20 protein-coding genes are annotated in these 21,097 nt (G+C 34.4%); 11 read left to right on the forward strand and 9 right to left on the reverse strand.

Going from position 1 to position 21,097, the window contains the following annotated elements:
- Nucleotides 1-52: 52 nt before the first annotated feature.
- Complete coding sequence (locus DR980_RS04640; protein ID WP_113634085.1) at nt 53-628, reverse strand: DUF3109 family protein; 576 nt, start codon at nt 626-628, stop codon at nt 53-55.
- Nucleotides 629-714: 86 nt separating this feature from the next.
- Nucleotides 715-1,533, reverse strand: a complete 819-nt coding sequence (locus DR980_RS04645) for a hypothetical protein (RefSeq protein WP_146779216.1) — start codon at nt 1,531-1,533, stop codon at nt 715-717.
- 185 nt (nt 1,534-1,718) lie between these two features.
- On the opposite strand from DR980_RS04645, the gene DR980_RS04650 reads away from it, so the two are divergent.
- The 3 genes from DR980_RS04650 to DR980_RS04660 all read left to right on the forward strand — a co-directional run bounded on the left by DR980_RS04650 (nt 1,719) and on the right by DR980_RS04660 (nt 3,235).
- Nucleotides 1,719-2,294 (forward strand): MarC family protein, encoded by a 576-nt coding sequence (locus tag DR980_RS04650; RefSeq protein ID WP_394335933.1) that lies wholly within the window; start codon nt 1,719-1,721, stop codon nt 2,292-2,294.
- A 129-nt stretch (nt 2,295-2,423) separates the two neighbouring features.
- Complete coding sequence (locus DR980_RS04655; RefSeq protein ID WP_113634088.1) at nt 2,424-2,624, forward strand: hypothetical protein; 201 nt, start codon at nt 2,424-2,426, stop codon at nt 2,622-2,624.
- Nucleotides 2,625-2,629: 5 nt separating this feature from the next.
- Complete coding sequence (locus DR980_RS04660; protein ID WP_113634089.1) at nt 2,630-3,235, forward strand: FAD-dependent oxidoreductase; 606 nt, start codon at nt 2,630-2,632, stop codon at nt 3,233-3,235.
- Nucleotides 3,236-3,251: 16 nt separating this feature from the next.
- Here the strand turns inward: DR980_RS04660 and DR980_RS04665 are convergent, their stop codons facing one another.
- The 4 genes from DR980_RS04665 to DR980_RS04680 are packed head-to-tail and all read right to left on the reverse strand — an operon-like array spanning nt 3,252 to nt 6,054.
- Complete coding sequence (locus DR980_RS04665; RefSeq protein ID WP_113634090.1) at nt 3,252-3,434, reverse strand: hypothetical protein; 183 nt, start codon at nt 3,432-3,434, stop codon at nt 3,252-3,254.
- 18 nt (nt 3,435-3,452) lie between these two features.
- Entirely contained in the window at nt 3,453-5,027 is a 1,575-nt protein-coding gene (locus tag DR980_RS04670; protein WP_113634091.1) for a S41 family peptidase, read from the reverse strand.
- The gene (locus DR980_RS04675) at nt 5,028-5,459 is read right to left on the reverse strand and encodes a deoxycytidylate deaminase (protein WP_113634092.1); all 432 of its coding nucleotides are present in this window, start codon (nt 5,457-5,459) and stop codon (nt 5,028-5,030) included.
- Between the two features lies 1 nt (nt 5,460).
- Nucleotides 5,461-6,054, reverse strand: coding sequence for a HupE/UreJ family protein (locus DR980_RS04680; protein ID WP_113634093.1), 594 nt, complete (start codon nt 6,052-6,054; stop codon nt 5,461-5,463).
- A gap of 179 nt (nt 6,055-6,233) precedes the next feature.
- Between DR980_RS04680 and DR980_RS04685 the strand changes: the two genes are divergently transcribed.
- Nucleotides 6,234-6,665: a tellurite resistance TerB family protein gene (locus tag DR980_RS04685; RefSeq protein WP_113634094.1), complete on the forward strand. Its 432-nt coding sequence runs from the start codon at nt 6,234-6,236 to the stop codon at nt 6,663-6,665.
- Nucleotides 6,666-6,716: 51 nt separating this feature from the next.
- On the opposite strand, the gene fbp is transcribed toward DR980_RS04685, so the two are convergent.
- Nucleotides 6,717-7,736, reverse strand: a complete 1,020-nt coding sequence (gene fbp, locus DR980_RS04690) for a class 1 fructose-bisphosphatase (RefSeq protein WP_113634095.1) — start codon at nt 7,734-7,736, stop codon at nt 6,717-6,719.
- Nucleotides 7,737-7,906: 170 nt separating this feature from the next.
- Here fbp and DR980_RS04695 point away from each other — a divergent pair, with 170 nt between their 5' ends.
- From DR980_RS04695 to DR980_RS04710, 4 genes are all read left to right on the forward strand, one after another.
- Nucleotides 7,907-8,413 carry a GNAT family N-acetyltransferase gene (locus DR980_RS04695; protein WP_113634096.1) on the forward strand — a complete coding sequence of 169 codons (507 nt, stop codon included), beginning with the start codon at nt 7,907-7,909 and terminating at the stop codon, nt 8,411-8,413.
- Between the two features lie 28 nt (nt 8,414-8,441).
- The gene (locus DR980_RS04700; protein WP_113634097.1) at nt 8,442-9,698 is read left to right on the forward strand and encodes an aspartate kinase; all 1,257 of its coding nucleotides are present in this window, start codon (nt 8,442-8,444) and stop codon (nt 9,696-9,698) included.
- 192 nt (nt 9,699-9,890) lie between these two features.
- On the forward strand, nt 9,891-13,334 hold the full coding sequence (locus DR980_RS04705) for a hypothetical protein (RefSeq protein WP_113634098.1): 3,444 nt from the start codon (nt 9,891-9,893) through the stop codon (nt 13,332-13,334).
- A 108-nt stretch (nt 13,335-13,442) separates the two neighbouring features.
- Nucleotides 13,443-14,498, forward strand: a complete 1,056-nt coding sequence (locus tag DR980_RS04710; RefSeq protein ID WP_244199258.1) for a glycosyltransferase — start codon at nt 13,443-13,445, stop codon at nt 14,496-14,498.
- A gap of 70 nt (nt 14,499-14,568) precedes the next feature.
- Here the strand turns inward: DR980_RS04710 and DR980_RS04715 are convergent, their stop codons facing one another.
- Nucleotides 14,569-15,624, reverse strand: a complete 1,056-nt coding sequence (locus DR980_RS04715) for a sensor histidine kinase (RefSeq protein ID WP_113634100.1) — start codon at nt 15,622-15,624, stop codon at nt 14,569-14,571.
- Nucleotides 15,625-16,308: a response regulator transcription factor gene (locus DR980_RS04720; RefSeq protein ID WP_113634101.1), complete on the reverse strand. Its 684-nt coding sequence runs from the start codon at nt 16,306-16,308 to the stop codon at nt 15,625-15,627.
- A 176-nt stretch (nt 16,309-16,484) separates the two neighbouring features.
- Here DR980_RS04720 and DR980_RS04725 point away from each other — a divergent pair, with 176 nt between their 5' ends.
- The 3 genes from DR980_RS04725 (at nt 16,485) to DR980_RS04735 (ending at nt 21,091) form a co-directional block, all read left to right on the forward strand.
- Complete coding sequence (locus DR980_RS04725) at nt 16,485-19,265, forward strand: TonB-dependent receptor (protein WP_113634102.1); 2,781 nt, start codon at nt 16,485-16,487, stop codon at nt 19,263-19,265.
- 191 nt (nt 19,266-19,456) lie between these two features.
- Nucleotides 19,457-20,647 (forward strand): hypothetical protein, encoded by a 1,191-nt coding sequence (locus DR980_RS04730; RefSeq protein ID WP_113634103.1) that lies wholly within the window; start codon nt 19,457-19,459, stop codon nt 20,645-20,647.
- A 105-nt stretch (nt 20,648-20,752) separates the two neighbouring features.
- A complete protein-coding gene (locus DR980_RS04735; protein WP_113634104.1) occupies nt 20,753-21,091 on the forward strand; it encodes a T9SS type A sorting domain-containing protein in 339 nt (112 codons plus the stop codon).
- Nucleotides 21,092-21,097 lie beyond the last annotated feature (6 nt).

Below are 21,097 nucleotides of genomic sequence, written 5' to 3' on the forward strand. Positions count from 1 at the left end.
AAGTGCCGTAAAATATAGGATTTTAAAAAATAGAGAACAAGGAATTATTATTCTATTTTGAATTATTTTTATGCTCTTCGGCAACTGTCTCAAGCTCGGCATACCAATCCTCACCAAACCTTCTAACCAAGGCTTCTTTGACAAATTTATAAACCGGAACTTCTAACTCTTGACCTAAAGAACAGGCCGGATCACAAATATCCCATTTGTCATAATTAACAGCGGCAAATTCCGTAAAATCTTTTACACGCACTGGATAAAGATGACAAGAAACCGGTTTTTTCCAGTCGATTATTCCTTGGTTGTACGCTTGTTCGATACCGCACAAAGCCGTTTTACCATCAAAAATTACGTAAGCGCAATCTTTATCATCGATTAATGGTGTTTCAAGATCGCCATCGGTTCCTTTGACCCAAGTTCCTTGCGCTTCAATAGCAGCAATTCCTTGCTTACGCAAAAAGGGTTTGACCTTTGGATAAATAGATTCGAGGATTTTAGTTTCCTCCAAACTTAATGGCGCTCCAGCGTCGCCGTCTACACAGCAAGCGCCTTTACAAGCAGTCAAATTGCAAACAAAATCTTTTTCGAGTAAGTCTTCTGAGACGATGGTTTTTCCTAGTTGAAACATTTTGCAAAGGTATTCAAAGAAATTCAAAAAAGCACCTCAGCAAATCATAAAATTCGAAAACAAAATAGAAGAAAATAAAAAATAAGTTACATGAATTTATAGTCTGATTTTAGAAATTCACGAGAATTTTTCTCTAAAACAACACACTTCATCGTGGTGATTTTACCTTTATCTTTCAAGTCTTTCATACTCATTGTCATCATCAAAGGTCGGTCTCCCGTTTTAAAATAATGTTTCAATACATCCGGAGTTTTCTGTCTTTGCTGAGATCTAAACATATCCGAAAAACTCACCTTGGCCTCATTTGTATAATAAAATACCATAACAAAGTCCTTACTTGTGGCTTCAATTCCCTTACAATTATAACCCATAATTATTTTATTAGGAAGCGACCTGTATGAAAATCCGTCACTTTCATTTTCTTTTGATGACATTTCGGAGTAATCAGGCATTTTAGAAGCCATGGCAACCTTTTCTTTTTCTTGATCAAAAGCAGTAATCATCAACTTATTTCTGCTGTCAATTACCATAAACATCTCACCGGATCCCCCCATTTTGAAACCAAAATATTCCGCATTAGGCTCTAAAAAATAATCCATAATCATCGCCTTTTCATTTTCACTCTGAATCTCCAAAGAATATTTCCAGCTGAACGAATACGAATCTGGAACCATCGAAGGATCAACTTTATTTTTCCCAAACGCCATTACCATCGCATCAGCATTCAATGTCTTGTCCATTACTTTCTGCTTCTCTTCATCAGTTGTGTCAATACTTTTTTCAACTGCTTTTTGCGTTACATTATCTTGAATTTTTTTCTGAATTTTTTTCAAAATTTGCGCTTCTGTAGTATTTACAAAAAGAAACATCAGCACTACACTAAAAACCCATCGTATCGTTTGCATAGCTGTAAATTTTAAATTAATAACAAATTTACAAATTGATTATCAGATACTTACACTTTATTAAAAAATAAAAAATACTAATTATTAATAAAAATAAAGAATGAATTATGTCCATAAATAAAAAATCAACGTAGTCGATAACCAAACTAAATTCTATACTTTTGCAGTAAACAAACAAGCAAATTATGGAATTCGACATTAGAGAAATAATCACAGTAGGAATGGTGCTTTTTGCCGTAATTGATATTGTGGGATCGATCCCGATAATTGTTGATTTAAGAACAAAACACGGACACATTGAATCTGAAAAAGCATCTATTGTCGCCGCTGTAATCATGATTGTTTTCCTTTTTGCAGGTGAAGAACTTTTAAAATTAATTGGTATCGACGTCAATTCATTTGCGGTTGCCGGATCTTTTGTCTTATTCTTTTTGGCGTTGGAAATGATTTTAGGAATCAGAATCTATCGTGATGAAGAAGCTAGCTCCGCCTCTATTGTTCCGTTGGCATTTCCTTTGATTGCCGGCGCAGGAACCATGACGACTTTGCTTTCTTTACGTTCTCAATTTTACACTATTAATATTGTAATTGCCATAATTTTGAATATTATTCTGGTATATATCGTTTTGAAATCTTCTTCTAAAATTGAAAAAATGCTAGGCGAGAATGGACTTGGAGTCATCCGCAAGACTTTTGGAGTTGTACTGCTTGCAATTGCTGTTAAATTATTCGCTGCGAATGTTAAAGGTTTGTTTGTCTAAAATAAATTTTCATAAATTTACCCCCTAATTCAATGCTACAAAATTAATTAGATTTTTTTGGGAATATAATTCCAGTTTAAAAGCTGACCCAATTATCTTTTTATTTCAAAACAAAAACAATAACGTACTATGAAAATTTTCACTAACATACTGGTATTTTTAGCAATCGCTCTAATCCTTTTTAATGTTACTTTGCTGGATTTTAGAAATCCATTTCAAGGAGAAAGTGTCGTTGCTTTTATTGGAATCGCAGCTTCTTTTTGTGCTGTAATGATTCTGTTAATCTTTAGAATTTCAAAAAGAATTGAGGAAAAAACTAACGAAAAGTAATCGTTTTGTTTGATGTACTTATTTTAGGTGGTGGCGTTTCAGGAATGTCATGTTCACTTGTTTTAGGTTCTGCCAAAAACAAATCTTTTGTTGCCAATAAAAAAATAGGCGTTTTTACCCATCAGAAATCATCTTCTCTTCAAGACGCATTATTTAACAATGCGTACGGAATTCCTCCAGGAACATTAGGCGCTGACTTGATGAAAGAGAGCATCACGCATCTTTCAGAAACGTATCCGCACATTGTGCAAATCCCCAACGAAAAAGTACTTAAAATAGAAGGCAGTTATCCTGAATTTACAGTGACTACTAATAAAACAAGCTACCAAACGAGTATAATTGCTATTGGAATTGGTTCAGCGAATACTTTTGCGATTGAAGGTTTAATGGAATATCTAGAACCACATCAAAAATCACTTCCCGAAAAACAACGAATACAACTCAAAAACAACGACCACAAAGTTACTGATGGGATTTATGTGATGGGGACTTTAGCAGGCTGGAGAAGCCAATTGGCGATTGCATCTGGAAGTGGCGCCGCAGTTGCTACAGACATTCTTACTTTATGGAATGATGGAATTCAGACTCACGCCCACGACAGCATTCGGTAAAAAAAATGAATAGGACTTAATCGTTCAATTCTAAACTTTTTATTATTTCGATAATAGAATATTGATCCAATTCAACTTTTTTTAAAATAGCTTTAACTCCTTCAACATCTTTCATTTTTACACAAGTATCAAAATCATTAGAAAGTTCACTAACATACAAGCGTTCGTTTACAGTCATTCCAAAATAAACATTTTTCATACTTAGTATTATTCAGTTTTATTTCTGATTCAAAACTCTTTTCACCATAGCGTCTTCGGGCAATACAATTTCATAATAATAGCTTTCACCATATATTTGTCGGGCAAACTCTGCCGTTAAATAGCGTTTTACCAAAGCTTTACTTTTATCAAAATTGAGCTCCAAACCATTTCCCAGAATAAATTTTTGAAACGCATTGAAATACAAATCAGTGGTATTCATTTTAGTTTGAAACTGTTCAAAAGACAGTCCTTTGAAAACGCTTCTGTTCTTATCCAATTGCTCAAAAACAAAATTACCCACGATTCCCGATTGCAATAAATAAACGGTACTTTCATTTCCGTGTTCCACTTCGAGTGGCACAAAAACATCCGGAACAATTCCACCGCCGCCATATACAATTTTCCCCTTTTTAGTTTTGAATTTTATCGTGTCAATGACTTTGATACTGTCTTTTTCATACAATTCTCCATTTCCATAACGCGCTTCTGATTCTTTGAAATACGCTTCATTTCCTTTAGAATATGGCTTTTGAATTGAACGACCTGTTGGTGTATAATATCTGGCAATTGTAAGTCGAACGGCTGAACCATCTGCAAAATCCATTTCGCGCTGCACCAATCCTTTACCGAAAGAGCGGCGGCCTACAATGGTCCCTCTGTCATTATCCTGAACTGCTCCGGCAAGAATCTCACTTGCTGAAGCACTGTTTTCATTGATTAGGACAAAAACATTTCCTTTTTCAAAATTCCCTTTAGCGGTAGCAAATGTTTTATCGATATTTCCGTTTTTATTCTTGGTAAAAACAATCAGCTGTTTATCACTTAACAATTCATCGGCAATTGCAATCGCTTCTTCCATATATCCGCCACCGTTATCCCGAACATCGATAATGAGTGATTTAGCTCCTTGTTGCTTGATTTTAGACAAACCTTCCATAAACTCTGTATAAGTAGTTTCGGCAAATCTGTTTATTTTTATATAACCGGTTTTATTACCCAAAAGCAAAGCGACGTCAACACTTTTTAGTGGAATTATATCCCGTTTAATTTTTACTTTTATTTTTTTGCCTTCGGATTTTCTGTAAATTGTTAGTTCAATATCAGAACCCACAGTTCCTTTTAGTTTAGAATACAAACTGTCAGTGGGTAATTTACGCCCAAATAATTTTGTTTTATCGGCATACAAAATTCTATCGCCTGCCTTTATTCCTGCTTTTGCCGAAGGACCATCCGCAACAGGCTTTATTACCGCAACAGAATCTTTGTACATATAAAAATTTACTCCTATTCCCACAAAGTTTCCTTTCATACTTTCCATCACTTCTTGTTGATCACTTGGCGCAATATATACAGAATGCGGGTCAAGTTGTGCCAAGATATTATCGACGGTAAGATTTACAATAGAATCAGTATTAACATCATCCACGTATTCATTATCGATAAAATCAATGAGTTTATTCAGCTTACTTTTCGAATTGTTTTTGACAAGATAATCAGCTGTGTTAGGAAAATTCAACATTCCACCCAAGACAACACCTAAAGCAAGTGTTGAAAAAATAAGAATGGGCAAATATTTAGTATTAAAGTTCATTTATTCTTCTAAAATTGCAATGTGTTCCACCTCTACTCCTGCTTTTATCAAAAACTGAATGCCGGAATCATCCCGATATCCATTGTGATAGACCACTCTTTTTATTCCGGATTGATGAATTAATTTGCTGCATTCCTTGCAAGGCGAAAGTGTAATATATAAAGTAGCGCCTTCACATGATTGCGTTGACCGCGCCACTTTCAGAATCGCATTTGCTTCAGCATGTAAAACATCCCAACGCGTTAATCCTTCCTCATCTTCACAGCAATTCTCAAAACCAGTTGGTGTTCCGTTGTATCCGTCAGAGATTATCATTCTATCACGCACAATAATCGCACCAACTTGTTTGCGTTTACAGTAGGACAGTAAACTCCATTCTTTGGCGATTCTAAGGTACGCTTTATCGTATTTATTTAATTTTTTTTCGTTCATTTTATCTTATCCAAATTTCACTTTCTATAATTAATGGTATCACTACTCCTATTATGAATGCCGACATGACTAAAGTCCAATCGCGTTTTGAGAATCTGAAAACGGTTTGAACAATATACGACACTATCAAAACCACAAAAACCACTACAATCTGAGCCGCTTCTATTCCAAGTGCAAACTCGGACAATGGTAAAACTTTTGAGGCTGCATCTCCGCCAAGAATTGATTTAAAATAATTTGAAAAACCCAATCCATGAATGATTCCAAAGAAAAGCGTGATAAAAAATACCACATTTATACTTTCTTTCTTGCTTGACTTTCCAGCCGTAAAAAGATTAAACAATGCCGTTATTAGAATCGTTATTGGAATTAATAATTCGACTACATTGACTTTTATGGCAATTATACCAAAAACGGAAAGCATCAAAGCCATCGTGTGACCAATAGTAAAAAGGGTAACCAAAAGTACAACTCGCTTCCAATCCTTGAACGAAAACGGAATGGCGAGCGCAATTAAAAATAAAACATGATCATAAGCATGAATATCTAAAACGTGTTTTAATCCTATTTGAAAGTAAATCCAAAATTCTGACATGGGTAATTTATTAGGTTGATAATGGGCTTGTAAACTTACGATTAATTTTGAAAATGATTGATTTGATTATTTAAATAAATGCATTTCAAAAGGGATTGAATAGAACAAAAAAATATAAAAAATATAAAATCATTAATTTAAAAATAGATTTATCTTTGTAAGATATAAAACCAATAATTATGTCATTTTCAGATTTATTTGATAGCGAATTCAAACAAAGAAATAAAGGTCATTTTGCATCAATTGTCCGCGTAGCGCTTACTGACGGGAAGTTTTCTCCTGAAGAAAAAGCATTTTTAGACAAACTGGCAGTTCGATTAGAAATTTCTCAAGCAGAATATGAGGAAATTTTAGAGAATCCTTTAAATTACCCAATCAATCCTCCTTATTTATACGAACAAAGAATGGAGCGTTTGTATGATCTAGCCCGTATTGTACATGTTGATCATCATTTAGGAGACAAACAAGAAGTGATGCTTAGAAAAATTGGTGTAGGCTTAGGCTTTAATACTGAAAACGTAGATTACATCGTTGACAAAGCACTTAAATTAGTGGATAAAGAAGTGGATTTAGACACTTTTATTTTCGAAATGAAAAACATGAATAAGTAGTACAAAAATTTTTAGAAAAGCTTCCGCCAAAAACGGAAGCTTTTTTTGTTTTTAGTACTTACTTAATTCTGCTTTATGCATAAATTCTTCGGCTTTTTCTACCATGTTGTAGCTTCCGCAAAAGAACGGCACTCTTTCATGTAATTCTGTTGGTTCAATTTCCATGATTCTATTAAATCCGTTAGACGCTTTTCCTCCGGCTTGTTCCGCAATAAAAGCTAACGGATTGCATTCATATAACAATCGTAATTTCCCTTTTGGAGCTTTAGAACTAGTAGGATATAAATAAATTCCGCCTTTAATCATATTCCTGTGAATATCTGAAACTAAACTTCCAATATATCTTGAAGTATATGGTCGGTCTCCTTCTTCTAACTGACAATATTTGATATAATTTTTTACTCCTTGCGGAAAATGAACATAATTCCCTTCGTTAATAGAATAAATGTGGCCATCCGTTGGGAATTTCATTTTTGGATGTGATAAATAAAAGGTTCCAATTGCCGGATTCAATGTAAATCCGTTCACGCCATGTCCTGTTGTATAAACTAACATTGTCGACGTTCCGTAAATCACATATCCTGCAGCAACCTGATTGATTCCCGGCTGTAAAAAATCTTCCAAAGTAACTGGAGTTCCTATTGGAGTCAATCTTCTATAAACCGAAAATATTGTTCCAACCGAAACATTGACATCAATATTTGATGAACCGTCCAGCGGATCCATTAAAACCACGTACTTATTATTATGGCTGTTATCGCTTCCTTCCACTGTGATAAAATCATCATTTTCTTCGGAGGCAATACCACAAACAATTTCGCGATTAATCAAAGTTTGAATAAAAACCTCATTCGCATAAACATCTAGTTTTTGCTGGTCTTCGCCTTGTATGTTTTGTTCTCCGGCAGCACCAACAATATCAACTAATCCAGCTTTGTTTACTTTATAATTGACCACTTTCGCAGCCAATCGAATGGAGTTGATGATTCGGGATAATTCGCCTGACGAATATTGAAAGGCATTTTGGTTTTCAATAATAAATTCTCCTAGTGTTTTGTTGCGTTCTTCCATTACGAAATCGATGTAGTTAATTTGACATCACAAATATCGTTTTTTTTGTGAAAACAAATTCAATACTATTTATTTAGTTTGACAGTATTGTATATTTGCTGAATAAAACACAAAAAAAGTACATAAAAAGGCTGTTTTATTGCGTTTTTAAATCATTAAAATAAAAATTTATGAATATTAGAAGAGGAAATCCGCAAGATATGCAAGCTGTTTTAGGTCTGATTAAAGAGTTGGCCGAATTCGAAAAAGAGCCAAATGCTGTTCTTGTAACTGTTGACGATTTAATTCGAGATGGTTTTGGTCCTGTTCCTCTTTTTCATGTTTTTGTTGCCGAAATAGAAGACGATTCGAACGATAACGAAAAGTCTAAACAAATTGTGGGCATCGCATTGTACTATTATCGCTATTCTACTTGGAAAGGAAAAACAATCCACTTAGAAGATTTAGTGGTAAAAGAAAGCATGCGAGGAACAGGATTAGGATATGCTTTGTACTCTGAAATTTTAAAACAGGGTAAAAAAGACCAAGTTCGAAGAGTGGAATGGAATGTGCTCGACTGGAATACTCCAGCAATTGAATTTTACGAGAAATCAGGTGCAAAAGTATTACGTGACTGGCATGTCGTGCAAATGGACGAACTTGGAATTACCAATTTCGTGGAGAATAAATTGAAATAAAGTAGAAAGAATAATTTTTGTTTAAGATATGAGAGTATTCAAATTTGGAGGAGCTTCTGTAAAAGATGCCGCAGGAATAAAAAACGTGTACGACGTTTTACAAAAAGTGGGTTACGAAGATGTATTGCTGGTAGTTTCTGCAATGGGAAAAACGACAAATGCACTGGAAATTGTAATCAAAAACTATTTCGACAAATCAGCTGAGCTAAATTCTTCCGTTCAAGAAGTAAAAAAATACCACAATCAAATATTGATGGATTTGTTTGACGATGAAAAAAATGGAGTTTTTGCTGCTGTCAACACACAATTTGCTGATTTAGAATATTTTTTAGCACACAATAAATCACCAAACTATAATTTTGTTTACGACCAAATTGTAAGTTACGGGGAATTGATATCGACGACTATTTTAAGTCATTTCATGAATTTCATGGGCATAAAAACACAATGGCTGGATGTGCGTAATTTTGTGAAAACAGATGCAAATTATAGGGATGCGGAAGTAGATTGGGAGTTAACACAAAAGAATATCGCAAAAAACGTAAAACGAAAAATCCTAAATATTACACAAGGTTTCTTGGGTTCAGATGAGAATAATTTCACAACGACTTTAGGCCGAGAAGGTTCTGATTATACCGCTGCAATTTTTGCGTATTGCTTAAATGCCGAAAGTGTAACCATCTGGAAAGATGTTCCCGGAGTTATGAATGCAGACCCAAGATATTTTGAAAACGCAAGTTTGTTAAATCAAATTTCGTATCGCGAAGCCATTGAATTAGCTTTTTACGGCGCAACGGTTATTCACCCAAAGACATTACAGCCTTTGCAAAAAAAGGAAATTCCTTTATATGTAAAATCGTTTATAAATCCATTATTAAAAGGGACAAGCGTTTCTAAAGGAGTGGATTTAGAACCTTATTTACCTTGCTTTATTGTCAAAAGAAACCAACTTTTGATTTCGCTTTCTTCCATAGATTTCTCTTTTATCATGGAAGAAAACATCAGCGAAATTTTCGCTTTGTTTCACCAGTTCAAAATAAAGGTGAATTTAATCCAGAATTCAGCGATTAGTTTTTCGGTATGTGTGGAGGACAAATTCGATAATTTTAAAGCGTTAAATGCCATTTTATCGAAAAAATTCAAAGTTGAATTTAATGAAAATGTAACTTTGTATACCATTAGACATTTTGATGACAAAGCAGCACAAACTGTCGAAGAAAACAAAATAGTTCTATTGAAACAAGTCAGTCGTGAAACCATGCAAGTCGTGACAAAAGAAGTGTAAACACTTTTTATCAAGTATAAAAAAATGGGAATCGAAATTAAATTTGATTCCCATTTTTCATTATTTTAAGTAAAAAACAAGAGCTAGAATTGACACAATTACTATTTATTTTTTCCGATATTTTCTGCCTTACGCAAGTTCTGATTATCAAATTATAAATACTACTTTTGATACTTTCGAGTTATAGTATCTATGTTGAAAAAATTACTTTTTTGGATTCTACTCTGTTGTTTTTCTGGGCTTCATGCACAGCAAATAAATTCGCTGTACAAAACCAAAAAAATTCTTCCTTCGCGCGATACGATTTACATTGAAAAAGAAAGTATTAATTCTAGTTTTTTCAATTTGCTTGACGCCAATGGCAAACGCATTGACAGTACTTTATTTATAGTAAATTTTGCTAAAGGAACTTTACTTTTAAAAGAAAACAGCATTTTCAGCTCGGATTCCCTCACATTACAGTATTTAAAATTTCCAGAGTTATTGATTAAAGAATACCGAATCTACGAACCCAGCAAAGTGGTGAGTAATGAAGCTGGATTAGGCGATTTGTACGCTATTGGAAATAAAAACACCAATAAAAACGTACCTTTTGACGGTTTGAACACTTCCGGAAGCATTACGCGTGGCGTGACTATAGGAAATAATCAAAATGCTGTTTTGAACTCCAATTTAGACTTGCAAATCACCGGAAAAATATCCGAAAAAGTAAGTTTAAGAGCCTCCATTCAAGACAGTAATATTCCGTTGCAAGATGGCGGATATTCTCAAAAACTAGATCAGTTTGACAATGTTTTCATGGAATTATTCAGCGATGAATGGAATATCCGTGCGGGTGATATTTTTCTGGAAAATAGGAATACCCAATTCCTAAATTTCAATAAAAAAGTACAGGGACTGGCAACAAATTTCAACTTTGGAACCGAAGAAAACAAAACGAATGTATTTGCATCTGCGGCATTAGTCCGGGGACAATATGCCAAAAGTGATATTGTGGGACAAGAGGGCAATCAAGGTCCGTACAAATTAAAAGGGCAAAATGGTGAATTATATGTTCTGGTGGTTTCAGGTTCAGAGCGGGTTTATGTCAATGGGATTTTACTGAAACGAGGCGAAAATAATGACTATACGATAGATTACAATGCGGGTGAAATTGTATTTACACCGTTATTTACGATCACTTCCGAAATGCGAATTGCTATAGAATACCAATATTCTGACAGGAATTACACGCGTTTTGTAACCTACGCCGGAGCCACGCATGACAACAAGAAATGGAGTTTTGGTGGCTACTTATATTCGGAAAATGACTTGAAAAACCAGCCTTTACAACAGAATTTGTCACAAGAACAAGCCCAAATATTAGTCAATGCCGGAGATAATTCTAGTTTAATGACTGCGCCTTCTGCATATTCAGATTCCTACTCCGAGAACAAAGTACTGTATCGAAAAACGACTGCTGATGCCGTTGAAATTTTCGAATATTCAAATGACGCACAACAGGAATTATTCAATGTTCGATTCACTTTGGTAGGAGCCAATAACGGAAATTATATTGTGACAAATTCAGCAACAATCACCCGAGTTTATCAATATACTGCTCCAGTAAACGGGATTCCGCAAGGAAATTATCAACCCATAATTCAACTTATTGCACCTACAAAAGTACAAGTAGCCACTTTTTTAGGAAAATACAACCCTGATGAAAAAACAGCTGTTGATTTTGAAATTGGTATTAGCAATAATGATAAAAATTTATTTTCAAATATTGATGATGCAAATAATAAAGGTCTGGCTGGAAAAATAAATGCCAAGCAGCGTATTTTTTCAAAAAAATGGCAGATGGATGCTTTCGCCAATTATCAATTTATTCAGAACAATTTCAGATCAGTGGAGCGGCTTTATAACATCGAATTTGACAGGGACTGGAACTTAGGAACTGCTGGCATTGGAAATCAAAGTCTATTAGTTTCCGGACTACAATTGGATTTGAATCCAAAACCAAAATCCACCAACAAAGGATTACTATTGTACCAATTTGAAAAATTGGATTTCTCTGAAAATTTTTCGGGTAGCAGGCATATTTTAAATGGATTATTTCGAGTAAAAAATTGGAGTTTTCAAAATCAAGGAAGTTTCCTAAAAAGTGACGCACCTATTTTATCTTCCAAATTTTTAAGAAACCAATCTCAGATGCGTTTCCATTTTGATAAAAATTGGGTTGGTTCCAGCTTGCGCTTAGAGGACAATCAGGAAAAAAATAAAACAACAAATCAGTTTACGGCTTTAAGCCAAAAATTTACAGAGTATGGTTTATTCGCTGGAAGAGGTGACAGTACCAAGGTTTTTGTAGAATTAGGTTATTTAAGAAGAACCAATGACAGCTTGCAAAACCGAAGTATTGGGAGTTTAATTCAGCGTGTAAATTCGTCCCAGACTTTTATGCTGAAATCAAAATTGATTCAAACCAATAAAAGTGATTTGTCCATCTTTGCCAATTACAGAGTCTTAGAATTCGTGGATGCCAGACGAAAAAAAGAACCCACATTCAATTCCAGAATTGTGTACACGGATCGTTTTTTTAATCAATTAATCTTAAGCACCACGGTTTACGAGACAAATTCAGGAACCATTCCGCAACAGGAATTTACGTATCTGGAAGTGCCCGCCGGACAAGGCGTTTACACTTGGAATGATTATAATGATAATGGGATTCAGGAATTACAGGAGTTTGAAGTTGCTCCGTTTATCGACCAAGCGACATTCATCCGGATATTTTTACCCAATCGGATTTATATAAAAACACATCAAAATAAGTTTTCCCAATCCGTGACTTTAAACCCAAATCAATGGCAAAATGAAACAGGAATCAAGAAATTACTTTCCTATTTCTACAATCAAACCGCCTTTATAATCGACCGAAAAACGAGAAGTGATGGAGACAATTTTGAATTAAATCCGTTCAGCGGTTCCAATGAAAATGTGCTGGGATTGAATTCCAGTTTAAGAAACAGTTTATTTTACAATCGAGGAAAACAAAACCATTCTACAACGTATTCCTATTTAGAAAATAAAACGAAAAACTTGTTATCCATCGGTTCGCAGGAAGCTACCAATAGTTCCCATCAATTGCAGTACAACCATTTGTACCAGAAAAGCTGGCTGTTTGGTTTTTTTGCCAAAACGATCCAAACCGCCATTCAATCGGAGAATTTCCCGGAGAAAAACTACGACATCAGCGGTTATCAATTGGCACCAAAAATCAGTTATTTATTTTCCAAGAATACTAGTTGGGATCTCTTTTATGAATTGCAAAAGAAAGAAAATCAGATTGGAGTTTCGGAAACGCTGCTGCAAAACCGTTTTGGAACTGCCTTTTCCTATTCGGGTACAAAAAAATTCACGATGAATGGAGAGGTTTCTTTTTACCAAAATAAGTTCGAAGGAAATGAATTCTCTTCGGTAGGATTTCAAATGTTGGAGGGATTACAAACGGGGCAAAATTTGACTTGGAGATTACTTTTGCAAAAAAACATAACACAATTTTTAGACATAAACTTTAATTATCAGGGTCGGAAAAGCGAAACAAGTCAAGCCATTCATACCGGAAGCATGCAATTGAGAGCTTATTTTTAATGAAATAACTTAATGGTTTGGTAATGCCTTAGAAATATGCGAAACGGGTTCATTTCCTAACTTTCAAATTATAAACAACGAACCTTTTTATCGCACATGGATTTGAAATTGAAACAAAAGACTATCTTAATTGCACCATTAAATTGGGGTTTAGGTCACGCTACTCGTTGTATTCCCATCATTAAAGCGTTATTAGAAAATAATTACACTCCTATAATTGCATCCGATGGAATTGCATTGGCGTTACTAAAAAAAGAATTCCCCGTTGTGCAAACACTCGAACTTCCCTCTTACCAAATAGAATATGCTAAAAATGGCGCCAATTTTAAATGGAAATTGATACAGAATGGTCCCAAAATGGTCCGAGCAATTTTAGAAGAAAAAAAAATAATTGAAAACTGGATTGAACAATATGCAATAGACGGTATTATTTCGGATAACAGATTGGGAGTTTACAGCAAGAAAATCCCATCCGTGTTTATCACCCATCAGTTGAATGTCATGACTGGAAACACGACCTGGATAACGAGTAAAGTACATCAATATATTATAAAAAAGTATACAGAATGCTGGGTGCCGGATCTTGAAGGCTCCATAAATTTGACCGGAAAATTAGGTCATATTGAAAGCCTGAGTCTCAAAACTAAATATATTGGACCTTTGAGCCGACTCCAAAAGAAACTATTACCCAAAAAATATGATTTACTGGTGATTCTCTCCGGTCCTGAACCTCAACGAGGAATACTGGAAAACCATTTGAAAAACGAAATCATGCGATTCAAAGGAAATGCTATTTTTATTGAAGGAAATGTAGAATCAGAACAGAAAATTGTTGTGAAACAAAATGTAACCTATTACAATTTCATGAATTCTAGCGAACTCGAACAGGCTTTTAACGAAAGTGAAATGGTCCTTTGCCGTTCCGGTTACACTACAATAATGGATCTTGCACAATTGCGAAAAAAAGCATTTTTCATTCCAACACCAGGACAATACGAACAGGAATATTTAGCTAAAAAATTAAAAAAAGAAGGCTTAGTTCCTTATGCCAATCAAAGTGATTTTAGAATGGAAAACATTGAAGAAATTCAGGATTACAAAGGGCTACCGCGCTTGGATTCTAAAATTGACTGGACTAATTTATTTGAGGTTTTTGAAAAATAGTTTATAATTATTACAAAAAAAACCGATTCAGATAAATCGGTTTTATGGCATTAAATTGTATTTTTTCAAGTTATTTTTTAGTCGTTTTGGCTTTTTCGAGTGTAAAAGAAAATTCAGAACCTACGCCAAATGTACTGTCGACGTAAATTTTCTCGTCATGAGCTTCGATAATATGCTTTACAATTGACAATCCCAATCCAGAACCTCCTTCGGTTCTTGCTCCACTTTTATCTACTCTGTAAAAACGCTCAAAAAGTCTGGGAATATTCTTTTTCTCTATCCCCTCTCCGTTATCCGTGACACGAACGATTACTTTTTCATCTGTTAAATCTTCGATGCTCACTTCGGTTGAACCTTTTAATTTTCCATATTTAATGGAGTTTACAATCAAGTTCATCACTACTTGCTGGATTTTTTCCTGATCGCCAACTACCATAATCGGCTTGTTGTATTTCATGTCAAACATCAACAAAATATCTTTCTTGGAAGCTTTCATTTCGAGCAAATCAAAGACATTTTGAACGAGTTTAACAATATCAAATTCAGCTATTTCTAAATTCAAATCGCCAATTTCCAGTTTGGAAATCATATCTAAATCTTGGACAATATAGATGAGTCTTTCCACACCTTTTTCGGCACGTTCCAAGTATTTTTTTCGGATTGTTTTATCGCTCATGGCTCCGTCAATCAAAGTTGACAAATACCCTTGAACCATAAAAAGTGGGGTTTTGAGTTCGTGAGAAACGTTTCCAAGAAACTCTCTTCTATATTCTTCACGGACTTTTAATGTTTCAATTTCCAGCTTTTTATCGGTTGCAAACTTCTTGACTTCACGAGTAAGTGTCGCCATATCCGTTGTTATCGGCTGGTTTCTAAAAGTGCTTGATTCTAATAAAGAAACGTCATCATATATTTTTTTTACCTTTTTATAAATGAAACGTTCCACCCGATATTGAATCACAACAAAGGAGAAAGTAGCAATTGAAAAGGCGAAAAATAAGCAAAACTGGTAGGAAAAGGTAAAAAACAAATGGGTAAGAAAACCAACTAATCCGGTAGAAAAAAGGGTGATATATAGCGCCGACTTTACGGCAAAGCGATATGTTTTTTTAAAATTTATTGTCATTTATACTTCAAACTTATACCCAACACCTTTTATTGTTTTGAAAAAATCTTCTCCAATTTTTTCCCGTAGTTTACGGATATGAACATCAATTGTTCTACCGCCCACAACCACTTCATTACCCCAAACTTTATCCAGAATTTCATCGCGTTTGAATACTTTTCCTGGTTTTGAAGCTAATAAATAAAACAGTTCAAATTCTTTTCTTGGCAAAGCAATTTCAACATTATCTTTTACAATTTTGTATTCTTCGCGATTGATTTCGATTCCGCCTACGTTTAATGTCTCGCTGTTTTGCTCCTTTTCTTTTAATCGGCGCAACAGGGCTTTTACTTTACTGACTAATAATTTAGGCTTGATGGGCTTTGTGATGTAATCATCGGCACCAGCGTCAAAACCTGCAACTTGGGAGTAATCTTCACTTCTGGCAGTCAAGAACGTGATTAGGACATTGCTGAGTTCTGGAATTTTTCGAATGTTTTCACAAGCTTCCATTCCATCCATTTCTGGCATCATAACATCCATTATAATAAGGTCTGGAATTTCCTTTTTAGCCTTAGCTACAGCTTCTTTCCCGTTGGCCGCTGTAAAGATTTGATATCCTTCCTGAGAGAGGTTGTACCCTACAATTTCTAAGATATCCGGTTCGTCGTCTACTAATAGAATCTTCGTGTGTTTTTTCTTCATAAAGCGCCAAAAATTGTTTTTGAATTGTAAATGTAACAATAAATGGGGTATTGAAAAGCTGTTAACGGTAATTTAATATTAGGTTCGTTTTAGTGCCTAAAACAAAACATAACCGTAACAAGCCAGTAACTTACATTTTACATTTCAGGCGTTACTTTGCAAAAAAATTAAACCAAATGAAATTCAAATTAATATTTTTAACGTTATTTATAACCGCTGTTTCTTTCGCACAGAATAAAGGAACCATAGCAGGAATCTTAACAGATAAAAATGCTAACAATCAATCTTTGCCATTTGCAAACATTCTTATTAAAGGAACTAGCATTGGAACCAACACAGATATCGATGGAAAATACTCTATTACTGCAGCTCCTGGAAACTACACAATACAGTTTAGTTTTGTAGGTTACGAATCTGTAGAGGTTCCCGTAACGGTAATTGCAAATGAAACGGTAACTATAAATCAAGCATTAGGTTCTGCTGGATACAAGTTAGAAGATGTTGTGGTGAGATCTACTTTTAGCAGAGAAAAGGAAACCGCATTATTATTAGACCAAAAACAAGCGGTGGTTATCAAGCAAAGTATTGGCTCACAAGAAATGGCTCGTAAAGGAGTTAGTGATGTTGAGGAAGGTTTGACTAAAGTTACCGGAATTACTAAAGTTGATGGTAGAGGTTTATTCATTAGAGGATTAGAAGACCGTTATAATAATTTATTGATTAACGATTTGCAATCACCATCTAACAGTCCTTTCAAAAAAATTATTCCATTAGACTTATTTCCTACTGATGTTGTTGGGGTTTTGAATATTTATAAAACTTTCAATCCTAATATTTCAGGGGATTTTGCCGGAGCAACCGTTAACATTGAAACACCTCAACCAAAAAACATCACGAAGTTGAATATTGGCTTTGGGTACACCACTAACAATAATCTTAAGGATTTCCTTCTTTCAGATGAAGTAAATTCAACTAAAGGAACTTTAGGACTTACAGGAAATGACAGAGCTCTTCCAAGTATTTTTGGAACCGTTCCAAGTGGTCAAAAACTTTCTCCAGCTGAATACGAGAATGGTTTTGGTAACAAATCATGGGATGTAAATAGCACACAAAGTCCTTTGAATTCCAGCATTGGATTTTTACACGCACAAAAATTCACTCTTAAGAATGAAGATAATATCAGTTATATCATGTCATTCAATTTTGACAACAAATACACTTTTAGAGAAGGTGTAGACCGAACTTTCAATCTTGGTCAAGGAAATTACGATAATAATTTGTACAATACTCAATACAGTTATTTCACTACATTTTCAGGTTTAGCCGGAATGAAATACAAAACAAACCGTTTCAATTTAAACTTCAATACGTTTTTAATCAAAGCGACTGAAAGCCGAATTCAAGATCAGTTAGGGTACACAAATAGTTTGGCAAATCAAACAAATAACCTTATCCGATTAAATCAATATGAAGAATCTACGTATTGGAACACACAATTGTACGGGGATTACAAATTAACTGAAGATGGAAAACATAGTTTAAAAGCAGGAGGTTCTTATGTAAAAACTTCGTTTCAGCAACCGGACAGAAAATTTATCACTGGTGTTAAAGAAAACGAAAACGACATCAACATGACGTACGGTGGTAATAATTTAAACCGTCAGTTCCTGGATGTAAATGGAAACTTTTATTTCTCTTCACTTTTAGAGTATAATTTGAAATTTGGAGACAGCGAAAAACCTAATGTATTGTCTATTGGTTACAACAGTTCGCTGAATGATATGGAATCTTCATACCGTTTTTTCTCTGGAAGAAGAAATATTGAGAAAAACTATACTGCCGATTTAAATACTATTAGCCAAAACATCAACGAAGATATCAATAACGGAATTGTTTATGTTCAGGAAGAATCTAACGGAGATTACAAATTCAAACTGAATCAGTTTATTAATGCTGGATATTTCAATTTGTTCATGAAATTTGGTGAAAAATGGGATTTGAATGCAGGAATTAGAGCCGAAAGTTCTGCTCGTATTATAAAATACAGAAACCAAGGTGATATCTTTGGAAGTGCATTCCGCAAAAAAACAGATGACAAATTGGATATTTTACCATCTGTAAATGCAAAACGCATTTTAAATGAAAATAGCAATTTAAGACTTTCATTGGCAAAAACTATCACACGACCAGTTGCAATGGAGTTGTTACCAATAAACTACATCAATCCAGATGGAACTTCAGAAAGTGGAAATCCAGATTTGAAGGACAGCGAGAATTACAATGCTGATTTCAAATATGAATTGTTTCCAAACAGTAAAGAAATGTTTGCTGTAGGAGTGTTTGGAAAAGTAATTAACAATCCAATTGAAAGAGTTTTTAAACCAACTGCAAATAGCGGTGGTCAAATTACAACGTTCAAAAACTCAGAACAAGCAGTCATTTTTGGAGCCGAAATAGAAATGCTTTTGCAATTGAGCAGAATCAGTGAATCGCTTTCTAATTTCTCTTTTGGTCTTAATACTTCATTGATGAGCACGGATGTAAAAGTAGATCCTACTAAACAAGGAAACGAATTAGAGAATGGCACCAACCGTAAATTACAAGGCGCATCAAGCTGGTTGATTAATTCCGATTTAAAATACGATTTCGTTTTGAGAAAAGATTGGAAAAACTCGATGACATTAGTATATAACGTTTATGGAGACCGAATTTTCGCAGTGGGTTCATCAGGAATTGATCACATTTATGAAAAATCATTCAGTAAATTAGATTTCATCTGGACCAACTCTATTTCGAAAAGTATTGAACTTAAATTTGGAGTAGATAACATTTTGAATCCAAGTTATAAAAAAGAGTTAGGAAGCAAAAGCACAATAAATATTACTGAAGACTCGCTAGTTTTAAGAGAATTCAAAAAAGGTGTTGGTTTCTCTGTTAACATAGGATACACATTTTAAATAATAAGATTATTGATAAAAAAGGAGCTGACACAGCTCTTTTTTTGTTTACATAAGTAACACAAAATTTACATCAAATTGATTGTTATATAATACTTTAGTAACAATTACGTAACCAAATTAAAGGAGACTCGATGTACTTTTGAATATAATAAATAACAAAAAAAACTATAATTTTAAAATCATTAAAAATGAAAAAATTAGTATTCAGCCTTGCCTTATTAAGCTTAGTTTTTACAAGTTGTACTTCAAGTGACGACGATGTAGTGACTACTCCTCCAACTGCAACAGGTGATATCACAGGTGAAATTACAGCATCAAAAACGTACATAAAAGGTACTTATGCATTAAGCGGTACCGTTAGAGTAAAAACTGGCGTTACACTAACTTTTGAAGCTGGTTCAGTTATTACTGCTGATGCATCAAATGGTCCAGATGCTTTATTAGTAGAAAATGGCGGGAAATTAAATATTGCTGGAACAGCTGCTGAACCAGTAGTATTCACTGAAAAATCTAAAACAGCAGGTTCTTGGGGTGGTATAATCATGTTTGGTGATGCTCCAATTGTTTCAGGAAAAACTGCTGACGGAACGCCTATTACAAGCGCAACTTCTGAAGATGGAACAAATATCGTTTACGGTGGAACGAATGCAGCACATAATGGTGGTTCATTAAAATATGTAAGAGTAGAATATGCAGGTAAAAAAATCCTTGACGGAAATTCTGAGATGAATGGTTTCTCATTCTATTCAGTAGGTTCTGGAACTGTTTTAGAAAATCTTGTTGCTTACAAAGGTGCTGATGATGGATTTGAATTTTACGGAGGAACTGTAAGTGCAAAAAACCTAATTTCTTACGGAAACACAGATGATTCTTTTGACTGGCAAGATGGATGGCAAGGTCAAGCAAACACCAACTGGTATGCTTATCAAACTGGAGCAGGAAATTTTGGAATGGAAATCGAAGCTAAAAGTGTAAACAATGCATTTTTCCCTAAAGTTTCTAATATTACTTTAAGAAGAGCTGCAGGAACAGTAACTGAAGGAGGATCTTCAGCAGCTGAATACGACGCAATTCAATTCAAAAAAGAAGGTAACGGAGAATATTCTAACATTGTAATTTCAGGATTTACAACTACTAATGCTACTTTAATTAGAATACAAGATGCCGCTACAAACACAAACCAAGTGCTTACTGGAAAAATAAAATTGTTAAATGTTAAAATCGCTGATAGCACACCTTTGAGTGGTGCAGGAGCAAGCTCATTTTCAGTAGCTTTTCCAACGGGTAACTTTACAACTAGCACAACAGCAACTGGAGCTGCATTGACTCCTGGAGCTTGGGCAATTGTTGATGGCGTTAATTTATTATCAAATTTGTAATAAACAATCCAATTCATTTATAGTAAACATCCTGAGCAATCAGGATGTTTTTTTTGGTATGCTTTTTGAAATATATTTTGTATATTTACTATTCAAAATAATCTGATGGCAAAAAACTACTTTTATATTATTACTTTATTGGTTCTTTTCTTTTCTCTGAACGTTAGTGCTCAGGAAACTAAACCGCAGCCAAGAACACAAGAAACCGCTACTATAGAAGGTTTAAGCTTGTACCCGAACCCTGTGAGTAATGGCAAAGTTTACATTTCTACGAAAAACGACTTGGATAAAGAAATAATTATCTTTGATGTTTTAGGAAAAAAAGTACTTCAAACCACGATAAGCTCAAGAGAATTAAATGTTTCTAATCTGTCTTCTGGTGTTTACATCATAAAAATTAATGAAAAAGAAGCATCAGCGACCAGAAAATTAATCATCCGATAATTTCAA

It is taken from the genome of Flavobacterium psychrolimnae, assembly GCF_003312425.1.
In the GTDB taxonomy this organism is placed as follows: domain Bacteria; phylum Bacteroidota; class Bacteroidia; order Flavobacteriales; family Flavobacteriaceae; genus Flavobacterium; species Flavobacterium psychrolimnae.